The sequence below is a fragment of the Skermanella rosea genome, assembly GCF_016806835.2.
Lineage (GTDB): Bacteria > Pseudomonadota > Alphaproteobacteria > Azospirillales > Azospirillaceae > Skermanella > Skermanella rosea.
Genome location: NZ_CP086111.1, coordinates 3067452 through 3087985, shown reverse-complemented (window position 1 = coordinate 3087985; position 20534 = coordinate 3067452). Strand labels below are relative to the sequence as shown.

At 67.3% G+C, this 20534-nt stretch carries 15 protein-coding genes; 9 read left to right on the top strand and 6 right to left on the bottom strand.

Annotation, left to right across the window (positions count from 1 at the left end):
• Window positions 1-19 precede the first annotated feature (19 nt).
• Complete coding sequence (epmA, locus tag JL101_RS14265; RefSeq protein ID WP_203095794.1) at window positions 20-1066, top strand: EF-P lysine aminoacylase EpmA; 1047 nt, start codon at window positions 20-22, stop codon at window positions 1064-1066.
• Between the two features lie 5 nt (window positions 1067-1071).
• Entirely contained in the window at window positions 1072-1422 is a 351-nt protein-coding gene (locus JL101_RS14260; protein ID WP_203095792.1) for a hypothetical protein, read from the top strand.
• Here JL101_RS14260 and JL101_RS14255 read toward each other — a convergent pair.
• Complete coding sequence (locus JL101_RS14255) at window positions 1370-2353, bottom strand: DMT family transporter (RefSeq protein WP_228434834.1); 984 nt, start codon at window positions 2351-2353, stop codon at window positions 1370-1372. The genes JL101_RS14260 and JL101_RS14255 overlap by 53 nt on opposite strands.
• A 15-nt stretch (window positions 2354-2368) precedes the next feature.
• Window positions 2369-3466 carry a DNA topoisomerase IB gene (locus JL101_RS14250; protein ID WP_203095790.1) on the bottom strand — a complete coding sequence of 366 codons (1098 nt, stop codon included), beginning with the start codon at window positions 3464-3466 and terminating at the stop codon, window positions 2369-2371.
• A 170-nt stretch (window positions 3467-3636) separates the two neighbouring features.
• Between JL101_RS14250 and glgX the strand changes: the two genes are divergently transcribed.
• The 4 genes from glgX to JL101_RS14230 all read left to right on the top strand — a co-directional run bounded on the left by glgX (window position 3637) and on the right by JL101_RS14230 (window position 9534).
• Complete coding sequence (glgX, locus tag JL101_RS14245; RefSeq protein WP_203095788.1) at window positions 3637-6003, top strand: glycogen debranching protein GlgX; 2367 nt, start codon at window positions 3637-3639, stop codon at window positions 6001-6003.
• Entirely contained in the window at window positions 6000-7415 is a 1416-nt protein-coding gene (locus tag JL101_RS14240; RefSeq protein WP_203095786.1) for a sensor histidine kinase, read from the top strand. Before glgX ends, JL101_RS14240 begins: the two co-directional genes overlap by 4 nt.
• 66 nt (window positions 7416-7481) lie before the next feature.
• Window positions 7482-7964: a hypothetical protein gene (locus JL101_RS14235; RefSeq protein ID WP_203095784.1), complete on the top strand. Its 483-nt coding sequence runs from the start codon at window positions 7482-7484 to the stop codon at window positions 7962-7964.
• A 115-nt stretch (window positions 7965-8079) separates the two neighbouring features.
• Window positions 8080-9534: a TrkH family potassium uptake protein gene (locus JL101_RS14230; protein WP_203095781.1), complete on the top strand. Its 1455-nt coding sequence runs from the start codon at window positions 8080-8082 to the stop codon at window positions 9532-9534.
• A 7-nt stretch (window positions 9535-9541) separates the two neighbouring features.
• Here JL101_RS14230 and JL101_RS14225 read toward each other — a convergent pair whose 3' ends face one another.
• The 4 genes from JL101_RS14225 to JL101_RS14210 all read right to left on the bottom strand — a co-directional run bounded on the left by JL101_RS14225 (window position 9542) and on the right by JL101_RS14210 (window position 16092).
• The gene (locus JL101_RS14225) at window positions 9542-10900 is read right to left on the bottom strand and encodes a hypothetical protein (protein WP_203095780.1); all 1359 of its coding nucleotides are present in this window, start codon (window positions 10898-10900) and stop codon (window positions 9542-9544) included.
• A complete protein-coding gene (locus JL101_RS14220) occupies window positions 10897-12003 on the bottom strand; it encodes a hypothetical protein (RefSeq protein ID WP_203095778.1) in 1107 nt (368 codons plus the stop codon). The genes JL101_RS14225 and JL101_RS14220 overlap by 4 nt, the downstream gene beginning before the upstream one ends.
• 73 nt (window positions 12004-12076) lie before the next feature.
• Window positions 12077-14320, bottom strand: coding sequence for an anthranilate synthase (locus tag JL101_RS14215; protein ID WP_228434833.1), 2244 nt, complete (start codon window positions 14318-14320; stop codon window positions 12077-12079).
• Window positions 14321-14607: 287 nt separating this feature from the next.
• Window positions 14608-16092 carry a helix-turn-helix domain-containing protein gene (locus JL101_RS14210; protein ID WP_203095774.1) on the bottom strand — a complete coding sequence of 495 codons (1485 nt, stop codon included), beginning with the start codon at window positions 16090-16092 and terminating at the stop codon, window positions 14608-14610.
• A 250-nt stretch (window positions 16093-16342) separates the two neighbouring features.
• Here JL101_RS14210 and JL101_RS14205 point away from each other — a divergent pair, with 250 nt between their 5' ends.
• The 3 genes from JL101_RS14205 to JL101_RS14195 are packed head-to-tail and all read left to right on the top strand — an operon-like array spanning window position 16343 to window position 20490.
• A complete protein-coding gene (locus JL101_RS14205; protein WP_203095772.1) occupies window positions 16343-17875 on the top strand; it encodes an acyl-CoA carboxylase subunit beta in 1533 nt (510 codons plus the stop codon).
• A 13-nt stretch (window positions 17876-17888) separates the two neighbouring features.
• Window positions 17889-19874 (top strand): acetyl-CoA carboxylase biotin carboxylase subunit, encoded by a 1986-nt coding sequence (locus tag JL101_RS14200; protein WP_203095770.1) that lies wholly within the window; start codon window positions 17889-17891, stop codon window positions 19872-19874.
• Window positions 19875-19899: 25 nt separating this feature from the next.
• Complete coding sequence (locus JL101_RS14195; protein ID WP_203095768.1) at window positions 19900-20490, top strand: biotin transporter BioY; 591 nt, start codon at window positions 19900-19902, stop codon at window positions 20488-20490.
• The last annotated feature ends 44 nt before the right edge of the window (window positions 20491-20534 follow it).

Below are 20534 nucleotides of genomic sequence, written 5' to 3'. Positions count from 1 at the left end.
AGAATGGAAGAGCACCGCGATGGAATGGTGGCATCCCGACAGTTTCGCCCGGCGGCGTCCGTTCCTGGAAGGCAGGGCGCTGATCGCCTCCAGGCTGCGGGCCTGGTTCGAAGGGCAGGGCTTTATCGAGGTCGAGACTCCGGCCCTCCAGGTGTCGCCCGGGCTGGAGCCTCACCTGATCGCGTTCTCGACCGAGCTTGTCGGACCCAACCCCGACGACCGGCGCACCCTCTATCTCCACACAAGCCCCGAATTCGCCATGAAGAAGCTGCTGGTGGCGGGAGTGCCGAAGCTGTTCCAGCTTGCCAAGGTATTCCGCAACGGCGAGCGGTCTGGAACACACAGCCCGGAATTCACTATGCTGGAGTGGTACAGGGCAGGGGCCGGCTACCGCGACCTGATGGAGGACTGCACCGCCCTCGTCCGCGCGGCGGCGCGGGCCGGAGGGCGCGAGGGGTTCGAGTGGCGCGGGCGGGACTGCGATCCGTTCGCCCCATGGGAGGTGCTGACCGTCGCCGACGCCTTCGACCGCCACGCCGGCATCGACCTGCTCGCGACCGCGCCCGACCCGCGGGCACCCGACACCGAGCTGCTGGCCCGCGAGGCGGAACGGATCGGGATCCCCGCCCATCCCGGGGACAGCTGGGAAGACATATTCTTCCGTATTTCCCTGGACCTGATCGAACCGAACCTCGGCATGGAGCGGCCGACCTTCCTGACGGACTATCCCGTGTCCATGGCGGCGCTGTCCCGTCCCAGGCCCGACGATCCGCGCGTCGCAGAGCGGTTCGAGCTCTATGCCTGCGGCCTGGAGTTGGCGAACGCCTTCGGGGAACTGACCGATGCCGCCGTCCAGCGAGCCCGGTTCGAGGCAGACATGGACCTCAAGGAGCGGCTCTACGGCACCCGCTATCCGATCGACCCGGACTTCATGGCGGCGCTGGCGTTCGGCATGCCTGAGAGTGCGGGAATTGCCCTGGGGTTCGACCGGTTGGTGCTGCTATGCACCGGGGCGGAGGAGATCGCAGACGTCCTGTGGGCTCCGGTGGCCGGTTTCGAAAGGTGACGCGATTGACCCGATTCTCTCTGAAGAAGATCCCGCTGCGGGTCCTCCTGTCCGTGGGGCTGCTGCTGACGGCCTCCTGCGCCAGCCTGGAGCCGAACCCGCTGCTCGGGCGCTGGACCCTGTCGTCGCCGATGGCTCCCGGTCTGGTCCTGGGCACCTACGAGTTCCGGCGGTCCAGCATGACCGCCTTCGGGGTGAGCCAGCGGGTGGAATACTCGGTCGAGGGCAACGACGTGCTGGTCCTCCCCGAAGCGCTCGGGATCGGGCTGGAGATCACCGTGGTGGACGAGGATACCGCCCGGCTCAACGATCCGGTGACCGGCGGCCTGGTGACGTTGCGCCGGCTTCGGAGCTGAGGTCCGGCGCCGCGGCGAGCCGCTGTTCCCGGTGGAAGACGAACAGTCCGCTGGCGACGATCAGGGCCGCCCCCGCCGCGATCCACAGGTCGGGCACGTCGCCCCAGATGATCCAGCCCAGCGCCAGCGCCCAGACCAGCGAAGTGTACTGGTAGGGCACGACGACCGCGGCGGGGCTTATCTTCAGCGCCCGGTTGACCAGGGCATGAGCGGCCAGCGCAACCACGCCCAGGATGCCGAGCAGGCCCAGGTGCGGCCATGTCGGCGGCATCCAGTAGAACGGCATGGCGACGGCGCCCGCAGCCCCGACACCCAGCGTCTGGTACACCAGCAGCGTCAACCCGCCGGTTCCCCGCAGCGAACGCGTCGATATCAGCATCAGGGCGAAGGTGAAGCTGCCGCCCAGCGCCGCCAGCGCGCCGACGCTCAGGATGTCGCCGGTCGGCCTCAGCACCATGAGCACCCCGGCGAATCCAACGGCGATCGCGCACCAGCGCCGGGCGCCGACCTTCTCGCCCAGCAACGGCACGGACAGCGCCGTCACGAACAGCGGCGCCGCCATGTAGATCGTCATGACGTCGGCGAGCGGCAGCACCCGGACCGACAGGTAGAACAGGGCGACCTCGGCGATCATCAGCGCGACCCGGACGAGGTGGGCGATCGGCTTGTCCGTCCGCATGACTTGGAGCGGACCGGCGCGGAGGATCAGCGGGGCCAGGATCAGGAGCGACGCGGCACTTCGGACGGCGAGGATCATCGGCACCGGATAGATTTCCACCAGCCACTTGCCCATCGCATCGTTCAGCGTGAACAGCGACATGCCCAGGACCATGCAGAGGATTCCCAGCCGGTTGTCCGGGCGGTCCTCGGGAGCGGAGGAGGCGGCCGGAGATCCGGCCGCGGGAACGGCGCGCGGGGCGGGAGGGGACAAGCAGGAAACTCCGGATCAGGCGGCTTCGCGCTCGAGGCGGCGATGGAGAAAGGCCAGCACGGCCGCTTCCTCCGGCTTGAGGGCGTCGAGGCCGGAGCGAAGGTCGTCTTCTACCTGATCCTTCAACTGGGTGACCAGATCCCCTTCGAGATAGCAGTCGAGCACCTGGGGATGGATATAGCATTTCCGGCAGATCGCCGGCGTGTTGCCGAGCCGGGCGGAGACCCGTTCGATGGCGGCGCGCAGGTTCCGCTTGGCGGCAGCCTTGGTGTCGAAGCTTTCGAACTCGGCCAGCGCCAGCGCCGCCAGCACGGTACCGGCCCAGGTCCGGAAATCCTTGGCGGAGAAATCCTTCCCGCTGATCTCCCTCAGATAGTCGTTCACGTCCTGCGAGGTGACGCCGTGCCGGGTGCCGTCGTCGTCGAGATACTGGAACAGGTGCTGGCCCGGCACGTCCTGGCAGGACTTTACGATGCGGGCGATCCGGCGGTCCTTGACCTGCAGGTTCCAGACCTTGCCGCTCTTGCCCTTGAACTCGAATCGCATCTTGCCGCCGTCCACCTCCACGTGGCGGTCCAGCAGGGTGGTCAGGCCGAAGCTCTTGTTCTCCTTCGAATATGTCGCGTTGCCGACGCGGATCAGGGTGTTCTCCAGCAGGTGGACGACGGTCGCCAGCACCTTTTCGCGCGGCAGCCCGCGCTTGCCCATATCGGCCGCTATGCGTTCCCGGATCGCGGGAAGCGCCCGGCCGAACTCCAGCATCCGCTCGTACTTGGTGCTGTCGCGCACCTCCCGCCAGCGGGGATGGTAACGGTACTGCTTGCGGCCCCGGTCGTCGCGGCCGGTCGCCTGGATGTGTCCGTTCGGGTCTGGGCAGATCCAGACGTCCGTATAGGCTGGCGGGATCGCCAGCGACTTGATCCGATCCAGGTCCGCCTTGTCCTTCAGGACGCCACCGTCGGGTTTCCGATAGCTGAACCCCTTGCCCGACTTCCGCCGCCGGATTCCCGGTTCCTCGTCCGAGACATAGACCAGCCCGGCCTGTTCGGCGGCGGCGGGCGGGTCGACTATGGTGCCTTCTTCTTCGTTCACGCGGGTCGCGCCGTCCTGCATTCTGACTTCCTTGGCCTCGGTTACTTCGGCTGGGGCTCAATGCAATAACGCTTTGAGAAGAAAATCAGCGCAGCCGACTTGTTGGGCGGGACCTTGCGGGCACTTCGGTTGTTCTCTCGTCACGAAATGTCGAACCTGAGATTTCCCAATCTTTCCATCGAGGCCGATCCGTGAGCAGAACGCCGCCTGTCGTCAATACCGTCCGCCGGTCCCGCATCCAGGAAGGTCTTCCCTTCCCCCTGGGTGCGACCTGGGACGGATTGGGTGTGAATTTTGCCCTGTTTTCCGCTCACGCCACCAAGGTCGAACTTTGCCTGTTCGACAAGGACGGCAAGAGGGAGCTGGAGCGCATCGAGCTGCCGGAATACACGGACGAGGTCTGGCACGGCTATCTTCCCGACGCCCGGCCGGGCACCGTCTACGGCTATCGCGTCCATGGCCCCTTCGAACCGACCGCGGGCCACCGCTTCAACCCGAACAAGCTTCTGCTCGATCCCTATGCCAAGGCGCTGGTCGGCCATATGCGCTGGTCGGACGCCCATTTCGGATACCGCATCGGCTCGCCGCGCGACGACCTGTCGTTCGACCGGCGCGACAGCGCGCCGGGCATGCCGAAGTGCCGCGTGGTCGATCCCGCCTTCACCTGGGGCCATACCCAGGCGCCGCGGATTCCGTGGGAGCGGACGATCTTCTACGAGACCCATGTCGGCGGCTACACGATGCGCCACCCCGCGGTGCCGCCGCAGCTCCAGGGGACCTATGCCGGCCTCGCCCACCAGGACGTGGTCGATTACATCCGCAGCATCGGGATCACCTCGATCGAGCTCCTGCCGGTCCACGCCTTCCTGGACGACCGGCACCTGCTGGAACGCGGCCTGCGGAACTACTGGGGCTACAACACGATCGGCTTCTTCGCGCCGGAACCGCGCTATTCGGCTTCGGGGACGATCGGCGAGTTCAAGGAGATGGTCGCCCGTTTCCATGACGCGGGCATCGAAGTGATCCTGGACGTCGTCTACAACCACACCGCCGAAGGCAACGAGCGCGGCCCGACCCTGTCGTTCAAGGGCATCGACAACGCTTCCTACTATCGCCTGGCGCCTGACCCGCGTTACTACATAAACGATACCGGGACCGGCAACACGCTCAACGTGTCCCATCCGCGGGTCCTCCAGATGGTGACCGACAGCCTGCGCTACTGGGCGACCGAGATGCGGGTGGACGGCTTCCGCTTCGACCTGGCGACGATCCTGGGGCGCGAGCCCCACGGCTTCGACCAGGGCGGCGGATTCCTGGACGCCTGCCGCCAGGACCCGATCCTGTCCCGCGTCAAGCTGATCGCCGAGCCTTGGGACATCGGCCCCGGCGGTTATCAGGTCGGCGAGTTCCCGCCTGGCTGGGCGGAGTGGAACGACCGCTACCGCGACACCATCCGCAGCTACTGGAAGGGCGACGAGGGCAAGCTGCCGGAAGTGGCGTCGCGCCTGACCGGCTCCAGCGACTTCTTCGAGAAGCGCGGCCGCAGGCCGTGGGCGAGCGTCAACTTCATCACCGCCCATGACGGTTTCACCCTGAACGACCTCGTCTCGTACAACGAGAAGCACAACGAGGCCAACGGGGAGAACAACAACGACGGCCACTCCAACAATCACAGCTGGAACCACGGTGTCGAGGGGCAGACCGACGATCCCGAGATCAGGGCGCTCCGGGAGCGGCAGAAGCGCAATATGCTGGCGACGCTCCTGTTCTCGCAGGGAACGCCGATGATCCTGGCCGGCGACGAGTTCGGCAACACCCAGGGCGGCAACAACAACGTCTATTGCCAGAACAGCGAGATCGGCTGGATCAACTGGGACAAGATCGACGAGCAGGACCAGGATCTGATCGAGTTCGTCCGCGAGGTGGTGGCTCTCCGCCAGTCACACCCGTTGCTGGGCCTGCCGAAATTCCTGCACGGTCACCAGGACAAGGAGCTGGGGTTCAAGGACATCACCTGGATCACGCCGGCCGGCGTCGAGAAAAGCTCGGAGCAGTGGCAGGACCCGCTGGCCCGCTGCGTCGGCATGCTGCTCGACGGACGGGTCGCCCGCGGGCTCCAGCAGCAGGCCAAGGGCAAGCCGGGCGACATCCTGATGCTGGTGATCAACTCCTACCACGAGGATCTGCCGTTCAAGATGCCCGCCGTGCCGGGAGTGGTCGGCTGGCAATCCCTGCTCGACACCGCGCACCCGGGCAAGAAGCCGTCCCTGCTCGACACGGACGGCGAGATCACCGCCGCGGGGCGCAGCCTCGTCCTGCTGACGGCACTCCATGACGGGGCGGTCTGGACCAGCGCCGAGTCCGCCCGCGAGCGGCTGGCCATGCCCGAGTTCGATCCGATCCCCGAACCCCTGGAGGACGGCGTGCCCCTTGATGCGCCGACCGCGGCCGAACTGGCGGCGATCGATCCCGCCGACCATGGCCAGCCGGCAGAGGAGGCATCGGCGGAGGAGGCCGAGGCGCAACAATCCGAACCCAGCGAGACACCGGCAAAATGAGCGACGTGCTGGGGCCTGACGAGGAGCGGTTCCGCGCTCTCGCCGACAGCGCTCCGGTCCTGATCTGGATGTCCGAGACCGCCGGGCGCGGCGTCTATTTCAACCGTGCCTGGCTGGACTTCACCGGCCGCGCGCTGGAGCGGGAGGTCGGCGAAGGCTGGCTGGAAATCCTCCATCCCGACGATAAAGGCCAGCTGGATGCGGCGTTCGAGGCTTTCCAGGCCCGGCGCCCGTTCCAGATCCAGTTCCGCATGCGCCGCAAGGACGGCGTCTGGCGCTGGATGCTGAACACCGGCAAACCGCGCTTCACGCCGGAAGGGATTTTCGGCGGCTATACAGGCAGTTGCGTGGACATCACCGAACGCTTCGAGGCGGAGGAGGAGGCGCGCCGCCAGCTCCGGCTGATGCGGACGATCACCGACAACGCCGCCGAGGCGCTGTTCCTGATGGACGCGCAGCGCCGGGTTTCGTTCGTCAACCCGGCGGCCGAGCGCATGTTCGGCTGGCCGGCCGAGGAACTGGTCGGCAAGGACCTGCACAACGCCTTGCATTACCAATACCCGGACGGCCGCCCGTTTCCGATCGAGGAGTGTCCGCTCAACGGGATCCTCTCGACCCGCAGCACGCTCCGCGAACACGAGGACGTCTTCTTCCGGCGCGACGGCTCCAGGGTGGACGTGCTGTGCTCCGTAGCGCCCATCCTGAGCGGCGACAGGGTCGACGGAGCGGTTCTCGTCGTCCACGACATCACCGAGCAGAAACGGGTCGAGGCCGGAATCCTGCAGGCCAACCAGGAGCTGGTCGCGGCGCTGAACGAGCGCGAGGTGCTGCTGAAGGAGGTTCATCACCGGGTCAAGAACAACCTTCAGGTCGTGGTTAGCCTGTTGCGGTTGCAGGCGAGCCGCCTGCGCGACGAGACCGGGGTCGATGCCCTGCGCGAAAGCCTGAACCGGGTCTCGGCGATGAGCACGATCCACGAGCTGCTCTATCGTTCGACCACGCTGGCCGACATCGACTTCGCCGAGGTGCTTCGGACCTTGACCGCCAACCTTCACGACGCCTATGGGCTGCCCGAGGATCGGGTGGTCAGCGTGGTGGAGGCGGCCGAGCCCGTGCCGGTCAGCATGGATGCCGCCGTGCCCCTGGCGCTGATCGCCAACGAGCTGATCTCCAACGCCTTCAAGCATGCGTTTCCCGGTGGTGCCACCGGAGAGGTCAGGGTTAGCCTGTCGCGGGAGGGCGATGCCGTGGTGTTGCGCGTGGCCGACACCGGCCCCGGCTTCACGCCGGCGCCGCGGCGGTCAAGCCTCGGCATCATGCTGGTCGATCGCCTCGTCCGGCAGATTTCGGGCCGGCTCGACCTGGAACCGCCGCCCGGAACACGCTATCGTCTGACGTTCTCCCTGGAATGACTCAAGGTATCGCGGACCGGCGGATCGTCATGCCGGGCCGGTGTTTCGGCGGGGAAAGGGAAAACCATGACCGATAGGGAACGGCCGCCGGAACCCGGCGGCGGCACCTGGCAATTCGAAACCGTTGCCGGATCGGCCGGGGAACGGCGCGACTTCCGGATCACGCTTGGGCTGCGGGAGGGGTGGAGCCGGTCCGGCAGGATCTACGACATCGAGCAGGCGGTACGGGTCGCCCACGACTGGATGAAGCGTCGCGCCGATGCGGGGCAGCCGTTCCTGTCCGGCATGTTCACCCGCGGCGAGGTGGTCTATGCCTGGCCGGGGGCTGGAAGCAAGGGCACCGCCGGAAGCGATCGGGAACCCGTGGCGATCTTCACGGGCGAGGCCCTGCCGCTCTACAGCGGCGATCTGGACGACGAATCGATCTGCATCCTGCTCAACGACCTGGCCTCGGAAATGGGGCGGGTGCTCGGGCAGGAGGATCTCCACCTCGCCTACAAGGACCGCGCCTGGGTGCTGCGCCGTGTCCGCGACGAAGGCCGAGGGTAGCGCTCGACTGCGGGCGACAAAGTGCGCCATCCCAAGCGGTCTTTACAAGGAACCGAAGGCGTGATGGATTGGCGCCACGTGACAGGTATGCGGATCGGCAGGAGAATCGAAATTCATGGCCGCGCTTGACGTTCGGCCCGTCTTCTACGTGATCGGCAGCCTCATCACCATCCTGGCAGTCGCCATGCTGGCCCCGATGCTGGTCGACCTCGCCGCCGGAAGCTCGGACTGGAAAGTATTCGGCACCGCCTCGGCCTTGACGCTGTTCTTCGGCGTCCTGCTGCTGCTGACCAACTGGACGCCGACCATAACGCTGAATCTCAGGCAGACTTTTCTCCTGACGACCCTGAGCTGGGTGATCGTCTGCCTGTTCTCGGCTCTTCCCTTCATGTTCTCTGTGATCAACCTGAGTGCGACCGACGCCTATTTCGAGGCCATGTCCGGCCTGACGACGACGGGGTCGACGGTGATCGCCGGGCTCGACACCTTGCCGCCCGGATTGCTGCTGTGGCGGGCGCTGACCCAGTGGCTGGGCGGCATCGGCATCGTCGCCATGGGCATCGCCATCCTGCCGTTCCTGCGGGTCGGCGGCATGCAGCTGTTCCGCTCCGAGTCGTCGGACCGGTCCGACAAGGTGGTGGCGCGGGCGTCCGACCTTGCGATCTGGATCGGCTGGGTCTACCTGACCATGACGGTCATGACGACCGTGGCCCTTCGGTTCAGCGGCATGACGCTGTTCGACGCGGTGACCCACGCGATGGCGGCCGTTTCCACCGGCGGCTTCTCGACCCGCGACCCTTCGATCACCGCCTGGGAGAGCGACGCGATCGAATGGGTGCTGATCATCGCCATGCTCGCCGGCGGCATGCCTTTCGTCCGCTTCCTCAGCTTCGCCAAGGGGGATCCCGGCGCGATCTGGCGCGACACCCAGGTGCGCTGGTACATCGGCTTCCTGACCGTTGTCTCGGTGGCGATGGGCACATGGCTGTCCCTGAGGGAGGATTTGAGCTGGTACGACGGTGTCCGGCTCGCGACGTTCAACGTCGTTTCGGTGGTGACCACGACCGGCTTCGCATCGGCGGACTACAACAGCTGGGGACCGCTTGCCATAGCGGCGTTCCTGGTGCTCACCCTGGTCGGCGGCTGCACCGGTTCGACCGCCGGCGGCATCAAGATCTTCCGGTTCGAGATCCTGTTCCTGGTGTTGAAGAAACAGCTCATCCGGCTCTACAGCCCTCACCGCGTGATGCCGATGACCTATAACGAGAAGGTGGTCGACAACGACATCATGCTGTCGGTGATGAGCTTCGGCTTCATGTTCATGGCGTTTCTGCTGGTTTTCACCATCGCGCTCGGTGCCGCCGGGCTCGACCTCATCACCGCCCTTTCCGGTGCCGCCACGGCGCTGGCGAATGTCGGGCCCGGCCTGGGAGCCATCATCGGCCCGGTCGGCAACTTCGCTCCGCTGCCGGACAGCGCCAAGTGGATCCTGACCGCCGGGATGCTGCTGGGACGGCTGGAGTTCTTCACCGTGATCGTCCTGATGAACCCCAACTTCTGGCGCGGATGAGCCGCCGCTAAGGTGCTGCCATCGCCTTCTGGCCAAGCCACTCCAGGGCCCGGGAGCCGCGCGTCAGCAGCATGTCGGCGCGGCTGGAGCCGCCGACCAGCTCGATCATCCGGATCGCCCCGAACAGGCGCGATCCCGCCACCACCGCCTCGGCGTGGTGTGTCCCGCCTGACTCGAGTTCCTGGATCAGCAAGCCGGCGCTGCGCTCCAACTCCTCCTCGATCATCTTCAGCGTGCTTTCGACCATGCCGCCCAGCCCCAGGGGAGCGGCGATCCGGGTGCAGCGGCGGAGCGCTCGGGCATGGTCCTCGGCCTGCTCGAGCCGGTCCATCGACAGTTCCCCTTCCAGGGCGGCCGGCAGGATCCGGCCCGGCGCGGCGTCTATGACGCCGGACTGGATCAATCCCCGCACGGCGCCGCGCACCGTCTGGAGGCGGCTGGCGACGGAGTCGTCGTAGGCCGAGTCGAGGGCGCTGCCGGCCGAGATCAGGCCGTCGATCAGGCTCTCGGCCAGCGTCACCGCGTCGCCCGGCCGCGTCGACAAGGTCGCGTCGCCCGTCAGGTGGTGGGACCGTTCCTCCAGGTTCCTGACCACCATCGATCCGAGCCGGGCAATGATCAGCGGCTTCTGCGCCCGGGCATGCTTACCGAAATCCATGTCCTCCAGCCGCTGGAGCAGGGAAGCCGGATTGGCCAGCCGGCCGGCGACCACCAGCAGGACCTGAAGCGGCCGTCCCGGATCGCTCCTGGCGACCATCTGGATCTGGTGCTCGATCACCGCGATGTCGGTGGCCGACAGGTAGGTGATCGGTTTTTCCGGCAGCAGGGGTTTCAGCTCCTCGATCGCCTCGGCGCAGTCGAGGAAGGGCATCACCGACTCGACGTCGCGGCGCAGGGTGGTCGCGGGTATGTCGCCGGCCGGGGGTTCGGGCAGGTCGAGGCGGCGCTTCAGCACCTCCGCGGCGGCCCGCCACAATTGCCGGCCGATGGCCTGATGCCCCGCCGCATCGTCCGGATCGGTCGCGGCGCTGTTGTGCTGCAGCAGGTTCAGCAGTTTCGGATCGATGCCGTTCTCCACGATCCGCCAGATCGGGATGATCGCCCGCCGCTGGACGCCGCCGATGCTCCCGACCCGCCCGCCGCCGTCCAGCACGTCCTCGAAGGGCAGGCACATCAGGCGGGTCAGGGTAGGGCGCCGCTGGGGCCGGACCTGGGTGAGGCGCGGGCGGATCGTGGTCAGCGTGTCCTCGACCTCCGGCCGCTCCCGGACCTGCTCCAGCAGCTTCACGATCTCCCGGAACTTCGCGGCGGGCACGTCGAGCAGCCGCTTCTCCAGGTCCTTCAGGTCGGTCTTCTGGCTTGTCATGCCGCCTTCGCCTTGACCCGCTCGATGCGCTGGATCATGTCCAGGTCCCGTTCCCCGGTTCGCCAGTCCTCGTAGGGGCGGACCGTCCGGCGCTGGGTCCGCGCCACCTTGGCCTTCTCTGCATGCAGGTCGGTCGTCGCCTCCCGCGTCGGAACCAGCGGCAGGACGCGGAAGATGTCCTCCATCGCCTCGCACTGCTCCTGCCGTTCCTTGTCTTCGGATTCGGCCCAACGGGCCACCACGTACTCCCATCCGTCGAGCAGCCAGGCCAGCCGGATCGACAGGTTGCGGATATGCGGCATCTCCTTGTGCCAGTGGGACAGCAGGGGTTCGATGTCCCTCAGCTTTTTGTTGAAGGCACCGAGCACCTCGCGGCCGAGATCGATGGTCAGGCCCGCGACGTCGGCGCAGAACCGGGCGACCGGAGCGCTCTCCTCGGGCGCGGTCCGCGACCATTCCGCCATCCTGTCCCGGCAGGCCGAAAGGTCGGCGACGCGGCGGCGAAGCCGCCCCGGCTTCGGCGCCCGTTCCAGGCCGATCGGGCAGATCGCGTCGCTCAGCTCCTCGACCCGGGCGAAAAGCTCGGTCGGCGCCAGCTTCAGGCTTGCCGCCGCCCGCGCCATCAGGCCCCGCGCCAGAAGCTGGCCCTGGTCGGTATCCAGGCCGGCGGTCAGGATGTCGGCGCTGTCCAGCCCGACCGCTTCCAGGATGCCGACGATCAGCATGTAGTTCGCCAGGGTGCGGTGGTTTTCGTCCTCCCGAAGGGCGGCATCGGCAGCCGCCGCGGCCGGAGGGCCGGCGAGGCCGGTCCGCGCCACACGCAGTGACGCCGTCCGCACCTCGTTCGGCGAACAGACCGGCTCCTTGACGATCAGGCGGTGCAGGCAGCGGTCATGCACCGTCATCGACACCATTTCCGGCACGGCTTTCCAGGGAATCACATAGATGCCCTTGCCGGCGGAAAAGCTCGGCACAAGGATTTCCAGCCGGTCCCGATCGTCCTTCCTGATCCTGGTCTGGGACAGCATCGGGGTGGTGAAGGACACCGCCGTGCCCCGCTCCTCGAAAGTCGACGGGGCGAATTGTACCGCCTGCCTGCTCACGTCGTAGATCCTGCCTGGGCCGATCCTCGGGGTATCGAACGTGGGGCGGGGACGGTCCCGCCGCCGCGGTCCGTCAGACTGTACAGGCCATCCTTTCCTCTAGTCCAGAAGGTGTATGCCTATCGGTTGAGTTTTTATCCATGTGTTGCCCGTCCGCGGACAGGTCCCGGATCACCGCGCCGATCAGGCGGAGCCCCACGTCGCCCTCGACCGAGAGGATGGACTCCGGGTGGAACTGTACGGCGGCCAGGGGCCGGTGCCGGTGCTCGATCGCCATCACGACGCCGTCCTCGCTGACGGCCGTCACCTCGAGATCGCCGGGGAGGGCGCCCGGTTCGGCGAACAGGGAATGATAGCGCCCGACGCCGAATTCAGCCGGCAACCCGGCGAGCAGCCGGCCGCCCGTCACCCGCACGCGCGACGGCTTTCCGTGCATCGGCTGATCCAGCACGCCGAGCCGCCCGCCGAAATGCTCCACCATGCCCTGCAGGCCCAGGCAAACGCCGAACACCGGTATGCCGAGATCCATGGCCGCGCCGAGGGTCGCCGAGACGTCGAAGTCCGCCGGCCTGCCCGGACCGGGCGACAGCACCAGCAGGTCGGGACTCAGCGCCGACAGGCCGGCCCGTGCGGCATCGGCGCGCAGGGTGGTCACCTCGGCGCCGGTCTGCCGGAAGTAGTTGCCCAGGGTGTGGACGAAGCTGTCCTCGTGGTCCACGAGCAGCACCCGCTTCCCGGCACCCGGCCGCGTCGCGGGGGCGCCTGCGGGCGCTCCGTTCCCGGCCGGTCGCCGGATGGCGTCGAACAGGGCCGAGCCCTTCAGCCGGCATTCGGCGTCCTCGGCCTGAGGATCGCTGTCGAACAGCAGCGTGGCGCCGACCCTGACCTCGGCCATCCCGCGATGGAGCCTGATCGTTCGCAGCGTCAGCCCGGTGTTCATGCCGCCATCGAAGGTCAGGCAGCCGATCGCGCCCCCGTACCACCGGCGGGGAGACTTCTCGTTGTCCTCGACGAACTGCATGGCTCGCCGCTTCGGTGCACCGGTCACCGTGACCGCCCAAGTATGGCTGAGAAAGCCGTCGAGCGCGTCGAACCCTTCGCGCAAGGTTCCCTCGACATGGTCCACGGTATGGATCAGCCTGGAATAGAGCTCGACCTGCCGACGGCCGATCACCCGCACGGAACCGGGCTCGCAGATCCGCGATTTATCATTGCGGTCCACGTCGGTGCACATGGTCAGTTCGGCAGCATCCTTGGCGGAGTTCAGCAAGGCCAGGATCTGCGCGGCATCGGCGATCGGGTCGGCGCCCCGGGCGATGGTGCCGGAGATGGGGCAGGTCTCGATCCGCCGTCCCTCGACGCGGACATACATTTCCGGCGACGCCGCCACCACGAACTCGCCGTCCCCCAAGTTGACGAGCGCCCCGTAAGGCGACGGGTTGGCCCGGCGCAGCCGGCGGAACAGGGTGGCCGGGCCGTTGGGGCAGGGTTCCGCGAAGACCTGGCTCAGCACGACTTCGAACAGGTCGCCCCGTTTGAAGGCTCCGCGCGCCCGCTCCACCGCATCCGCATATTCATTCGGCCCGTGGTCGCATTCCGGCTGTTCGGCGGCACCGTCCGGCGTCGAGCCGTCATAGGGGGACGGGGCGGTCGTCCGGGCCAAACCGTGGGTTCGCTCCCCCGCCGCCGCGAACTCGTAATGGTGGATCGTCGCGGTGGCCGTGACGTGGTCCACCACCAGCACCTCGTCGGGCAGGTACAGCACCATGTCGCGCTGGTCGCCGGCCCGCTCCAGCCGGCGCCGGATCGGCTCGAACTGGAACGCCAAGTCGTACCCGAAGGCGCCGTACAGGCCCAGCCTGTGGTCATCCGGCGACTCGAACAGGCGGGAGACCGCCCGCAGCACGGAGAAGACGGAGGGCTGGCGGCTGCGTTCCTCCTCCTGAAACCCCGCCGCCGCTTCCCGCACGCGGCACAGGATCAGGCCGGGGACCGTTTCCAGCCGCTCCAGGGCCGGCAGGTCAGCCAGGGCGTCGGCCATGGCACGGAGCAGCACCCGGCCACGCGGGTTCAATGCCTCGATCCGGACGGTGCGGTCGCGGGCGGTCAGCATCACCGGCGGATCGACGAAACCCAGGTCCCAGCGTGTATAGCGGCCGGGATAGTCGAAGCTGGAAGAAAGCAGCACGCCGCGCCGGCGCTCCAGCGCGTCGACCAGGGGCTCGACGGCGTTCTCATAGGGTTGCGGAATCAGCCGGCGCTCGACCTGTATGCCGCCGCGCGTGCGGTAGGTGAGGGGCTTCTGGGGCTCGGTCATGGTCGTGGCTTCCATTCTGGTCTCGCGGTGTCAGGCGCCGCGACGGAGACCGAACGGAACTTCCACGTCCTCTCGCTGAAAAGACGAAGGCCGCCCGGAACCCGTGGCGGCCTCGATGTCGATCACAACGATCGTCAATTCATGAGGGTTGGCCGCCCGGTTACACGGGCCACCACCAACGCTGCGCTGCTGTGACGATGGAGCTGTTCATGCGGACGACGGTGACATGCCCTCCAGGAACGGTCAAGCCCCATTCCGACGCTGCCGCCGCCCGACGGGCCGGCTGGTCATCCCACACCCTCGACCGCCGCTCCCGTGACCGCCCCCGCATCGTCCTCGCCCGCCTGGGTGAACAGGTAGGGGACGAAGCTGCGGTGATGCTCGTTCACCGTCAGGTGGCTTCCGATCGGCGGGAATGCCCGTTGCTGGCAGTCCTCGCGCTCGCAGATCCGGCAGCTCACCCCGATCGGCACGGCGGCGTCGGCATTGCTGATGTCGAGCCCGGCGGAATAGACGACTTCCGGCGCGTAGGCGGCCTCGCAGCCCAGGCCGATGGCGAACTGGCGGCTCGGCTTCAGGTAGGCGCCGGCCCGCTTGGTCACGCTGCGGGCGACGCAGATATAGGCGACGTTGTCCGGCATGCGGGCGAGCTGGACCAGGATCTTGCCCGGCTGGGCGAAGGCCTCGTGGACGTTCCACAGCGGGCAGGCGCCGCCGAACCGCGCGAAGTGGAACCGCGTGGCGCTGTGCCGCTTGGTGATGTTGCCTGCCATGTCCACCCGGACGAAATAGAAAGGCACGCCGCGAGCTCCCGGTCGCTGGAGCGTGCTGAGCCGGTGGCAGACCTGCTCGAAGCTGACCGCGAAGCGGCTCTGGAGCTGCTCTATGTCGTGGCGGACCGCCCTGGCCTGTGCGGCGAACGCGCGGTACGGCATCACGAGCGCGCCGGCGAAATAGTTCGCGAGCCCGACGCGGCAGATCGATTTGGCATCCTCGGTGGTGAAGTTCGCCTCGGCGATCAGTTGCTCGATGGTCTCGCTCTGGCCGAGCAGCGCGATCTGGTGCGCCAAGTGGAAGGCCCGGCTCGGCCCGCTCAGCAGGGCCGACAGGAACAGCGTGCCGCTCGCCGAGTCGTAGCGCCGCATCGCCGTCTCGCCGTCATGGTCGGCGACGATCCTGATCCGCACGTCGTGGCGGGCCTTGAGGTGGTTCATCAGGTCGGTCTGCATGTCGGCCGGGCGGAAGCCCTCCTGCTCCGACAGCTTCTCCGCAGCCTCGTCCAGCGGGCCGACATAATTGTTGGAATAATGGAAATAGTCCCGTACCTCCTCGTACGGGAACTGCGGCCCGGCCAGCGCCTGCCCGCGCTCGTGGCTCGACAGGGTCTCGGCCAGCGATTGGACCCGCTCCTGGAGCTTCTGGTAGGCTTGGTGGAGTACCAGCGAACGCCGCGCCAGCTCCGGCGAGGCGGCGGCAGCGTTCCGTAGCTCCGACATGCCGATCGGCCCGCCGGCGAACAGGGGGTCGGCGAGCGCCTCCCGCAGGTCGGAGACCAGCCGGGCCTCCTCGTCCTCGACGAAGGTCGCGAGGTCGATCTCGAAGATTGTCCCGATTCGCAGCAGCACCGGCAGCGTCAAGGGACGCTGGTTGTTCTCGATCTGGTTCAGATAGCTCGGCGACAGTTCCAGCAGTTTCGCAAGTGCCGCCTGCGTCAATCCGCGCTGTTCGCGCAGCCGGCGCAGCTTGTAGCCGAGAAAAAGCTTCTTTTGCATACTAATCTATGCCGAAAATTCGCAAACTTCGCAGTCTTATCATCCCTTTCGGCGAAGCTTTTTGCAAGTTCGCTCTTTTGTTCCGGGACAATCATTGCAACCCTGCCAAGGATGCAAATAAGGTGCGCTGCTGCTCTCGGGTGCCGAAGGCGGGGCTCAGGCGCATGGGTTGCGGCGGCGTGGAGCGCGGTTGCGCGACGCACCGGCCCGGGGCGCGCGGGCGTGGATTGAACGGGGGAAACGACGGATCATGCAGGAAGTCCTTGCAAAGCTCGAACAGATGCGCGCCGCGGCGCGGGCCGGCGGTGGCGAACGGCGTGTCGAAGGCCAGCATGCCAAAGGCAAGCTGACCGCCCGCGAACGCATCGACCTGCTGCTCGACGAGGGCTCGTTCGAGGAATGGGACATGTTCGTCGAGCACCGCTGCGCCGACTTCGGCATGCAGGAGCAGAAGGTGCCGGGCGATGGCGTCGTCACCGGCCACGGCACCGTCAACGGGCGGCTGGTCTTCGTGTTCTCGCAGGACTTCACCGTGTTCGGCGGCTCCCTGTCGGAAGCCCATGCCGAGAAGATCTGCAAGGTGATGGACCAGGCGCTCAAGGTCGGCGCCCCCGTGATCGGGCTGAACGACAGCGGCGGCGCCCGCATCCAGGAGGGCGTCGCCTCGCTCGGCGGCTACGCCGAGGTGTTCCAGCGCAACGTCATGGCCTCGGGCGTAATCCCGCAGATCTCCCTGATCATGGGTCCGTGCGCCGGCGGCGCCGTGTACTCCCCGGCCATGACCGACTTCATCTTCATGGTGAAGGACAGCTCCTACATGTTCGTGACCGGGCCGGACGTGGTGAAGACCGTCACCCACGAGGTCGTCACGGCGGAGGAACTGGGCGGCGCCATGACCCACACGGGCAAGTCGGGCGTGGCCGACCTGGCGTTCGAGAACGACGTCGAGGCGCTGCTCCAGACCCGCCGCTTCATCGACTTCCTGCCGCTGTCCAACCGCGAGAAGCCGCCCGTCCGCGTGACCGCCGATCCCGGCAATCGCGACGACTTCTCTTTGGACACGCTGGTTCCGGCCAATCCGAACAAGCCCTACGACATGAAGGAACTGATCCTGAAGGTCGTGGACGAGGGCGACTTCTTCGAGATCCAGCCCGACTACGCCAAGAACATTCTCACCGGCTTCGGCCGCATCAACGGCGGCACGGTCGGCGTGGTCGCCAACCAGCCGATGGTGCTGGCCGGCTGCCTGGACATCCAGTCCGCGATCAAGGCCGCCCGCTTCGTCCGCTTCTGCGACGCCTTCAACATCCCGATCGTGACATTCGTTGACGTTCCGGGCTTCCTGCCGGGGACCGCCCAGGAATACAACGGCATCATCAAGCACGGCGCCAAGCTGCTGTTCGCCTACGCCGAGGCGACGGTGCCCAAGGTCACCGTGATCACCCGCAAGGCCTACGGCGGCGCCTACGACGTCATGGCCTCCAAGCACCTGCGCGGCGACGTCAACTATGCTTGGCCGACCGCCGAAATCGCGGTGATGGGGCCGAAGGGCGCGGTGGAGATCATCTTCCGCTCCGACATCGGCGACCCGGAGAAGATCGAGCAGCGGACCGAGGAATACCGCCAGAAGTTCGCCACCCCGTTCGTCGCCGGCAGCCGGGGCTACGTCGACGACGTGATCATGCCGCACGGAACCCGGCGCCGCGTGTCCAAGGCTCTCGCCATGCTGAAGAACAAGCAGCTCGAGAATCCCTGGAAGAAGCACGACAACCTCCCGCTCTGAAGGCGCGACCACCATGTTCTCCAAGATCCTTATCGCCAACCGTGGTGAGATCGCCTGCCGCGTCATCAAGACCGCCCGGCGCATGGGCATCAAGACCGTCGCCGTCTATTCCGAGGCGGACGCCGCGGCGCTGCATGTCGAGATGGCCGACGAGAAGGTCCTGATCGGACCGGCGCCGTCCGCACAGAGCTATCTGGTCGCCGACCGCATCATCGAGGCGTGCAAGCGCACCGGCGCCCAGGCCGTCCATCCCGGCTACGGCTTCCTGTCGGAGAAGGCGGAGTTCTGCGAGGCGCTCAAGGCCAACGGCATCACCTTCATCGGCCCCGACGTCCGCGCCATCGCGGCGATGGGCGACAAGATCGAGTCGAAGAAGCTGGCCCACGCGGCCGGCGTCAGCACCGTCCCCGGTTACCTGGGCGTCATCCCGGACGAGGACGACGCGGTCCGCATCGCCAAGGACATCGGCTATCCGGTGATGATCAAGGCCTCGGCCGGCGGCGGCGGCAAGGGGATGCGCGTCGCCTGGAACGACGACCAGGCGCGGGAAGGTTTCCGCTCCGCCCGGAACGAGGCGCGCTCCAGCTTCGCCGACGACCGCGTCTTCGTCGAGAAATACATCGAGCAGCCGCGCCACATCGAGATCCAGGTGCTGGGCGACGCCTTCGGCAATACGCTGTACCTGGGCGAGCGCGAATGCTCGATCCAGCGCCGCCACCAGAAGGTCATCGAGGAGGCGCCGAGCCCCTTCATCGACCCCGCGACCCGCAAGGCGATGGGCGAGCAGGCGGTGGCCCTGGCCAAGGCGGTGGAATACAAGTCGGCCGGCACGGTCGAGTTCATCGTCGACGCCAACCGCAACTTCTACTTCCTGGAGATGAACACCCGGCTCCAGGTCGAGCACCCGGTGACCGAGCTGGTGGTCGGCCTCGACCTCGTCGAGCAGATGATCCGCGTCGCCGCCGGCGAGAAGCTGAAGCTCCAGCAGAGCGACGTCGAGCTGAACGGCTGGTCGATCGAGGCCCGCGTCTATGCCGAGGACCCGACCCGCGGCTTCCTGCCGTCCACCGGCCGCCTGACCCGCTACGTCCCGCCGGCGGAGGACGCGCATACCCGCGTCGACACCGGCGTCTATGACGGCGGCGAGATCAGCATGTTCTACGACCCGATGATCGCCAAGCTGATCAGCCGGGGCGCCGACCGCAACAGCGCGATCCACCACATGCGGGAAGCGCTGGACAAGTTCCAGATCCGCGGCGTGGCACACAACATCAGCTTCCTGTCGGCGCTGATGAACCATTCGCGGTTCGTCGAGGGCCGGCTGACCACCAACTTCATCGCCGAGGAATTCCCCGACGGCTTCCACGGCCTGTCGCTCGACACCGACACGAACGAGCGGCTGATGGCGGTGGCCGCCTCCGTCCAGCGCAAGGTGGAGGAGCGGGCCGCCACCATCAGCGGCCAGATGCCGGGAGCCCGCCACAAGGTGGCGCGGGACTGGGTGGTGCGGACCGAGCGGACCAACCATCCCTGCACGGTTGATCCGGTCGACGACGGTTATGACGTGGTCTTCGGCGGCAAGCGGTTCGAGGTCCGCTCGGACTGGGAGATCGGCCAGCCGCTGTGGACCGGCACGGTCAACTACCGGCCCCTGTCGATCCAGCTGGACCGGATCGGCACCGGCTACCGGCTGATCCATGCCGGGGCGGAGATGAAGGCGCAGGTGCTGAGCCCCCGGGCTGCCCAGCTGGCCGACCTGATGCCGGTCAAGCTGCCGCCCGACATGTCCAAGTTCCTGCTGTCGCCCATGCCGGGCCTGCTCGCCCGCGTCGCGGTCGAAGTGGGACAGGAGGTCAAGGCCGGCCAGGAACTGGCGGTGGTCGAGGCCATGAAGATGGAGAACCTGCTGCGCGCCGAGCAGGACGGCAAGGTGGCGAAGATCCATGCGGCTCCGGGCAGCAGCCTCGCCGTGGACCAGATCATCATCGAGTTCGCCTGAACGCGCTCCCCCGAAGGACAGTGACATGAAGTCGTTCTCTCCGACCCACCCGACGCTGCTCGATACCCTGGCGCCCGGCGGAAGCCTGATCCGCGCCGCGGGGTTCGCCCTTGCCGGCAGCCTGCTGCTGGCCCTTTCGGCCAAGGCCCAGGTGCCGTTCTGGCCGGTCCCGATGACGATGCAGAGCCTCGTCATCATGATGCTCGGCATGGCCTATGGCAGCCGGCTCGCCATGGCGACCGTCCTGCTTTACCTGGCCGAGGGCATGGCCGGCCTGCCCGTGTTCGCCGGCACGGGCGCCGGATTCGCCTACATGACCGGACCGACCGCCGGTTACCTGGTCGGCTTCGTCATGGCCGCCGGCCTGATCGGCTGGCTGGCCGAGCGCGGCTGGGACCGCAGCCCGGTCAAGGCGGTGGCCGCCATGTCGATCGGGCATGCCCTGCTGTTCATCCCCGGCGTCGCCTGGCTCGCCGTGCTGTTCGGGATGGACAAGGCCGTTGCGGTCGGCCTGACGCCCTTCGTCGCCGCGACGCTTCTCAAGACCGCCCTGGGTGCCGCGCTGATGCACGCCGCCTGGACCGTGGTCGCACGCCGGTCACAGAACCGGGGCTGATCGGGCACGGGGACGCGCCTCCATCAGGGGGCGCGTCCCTGCAT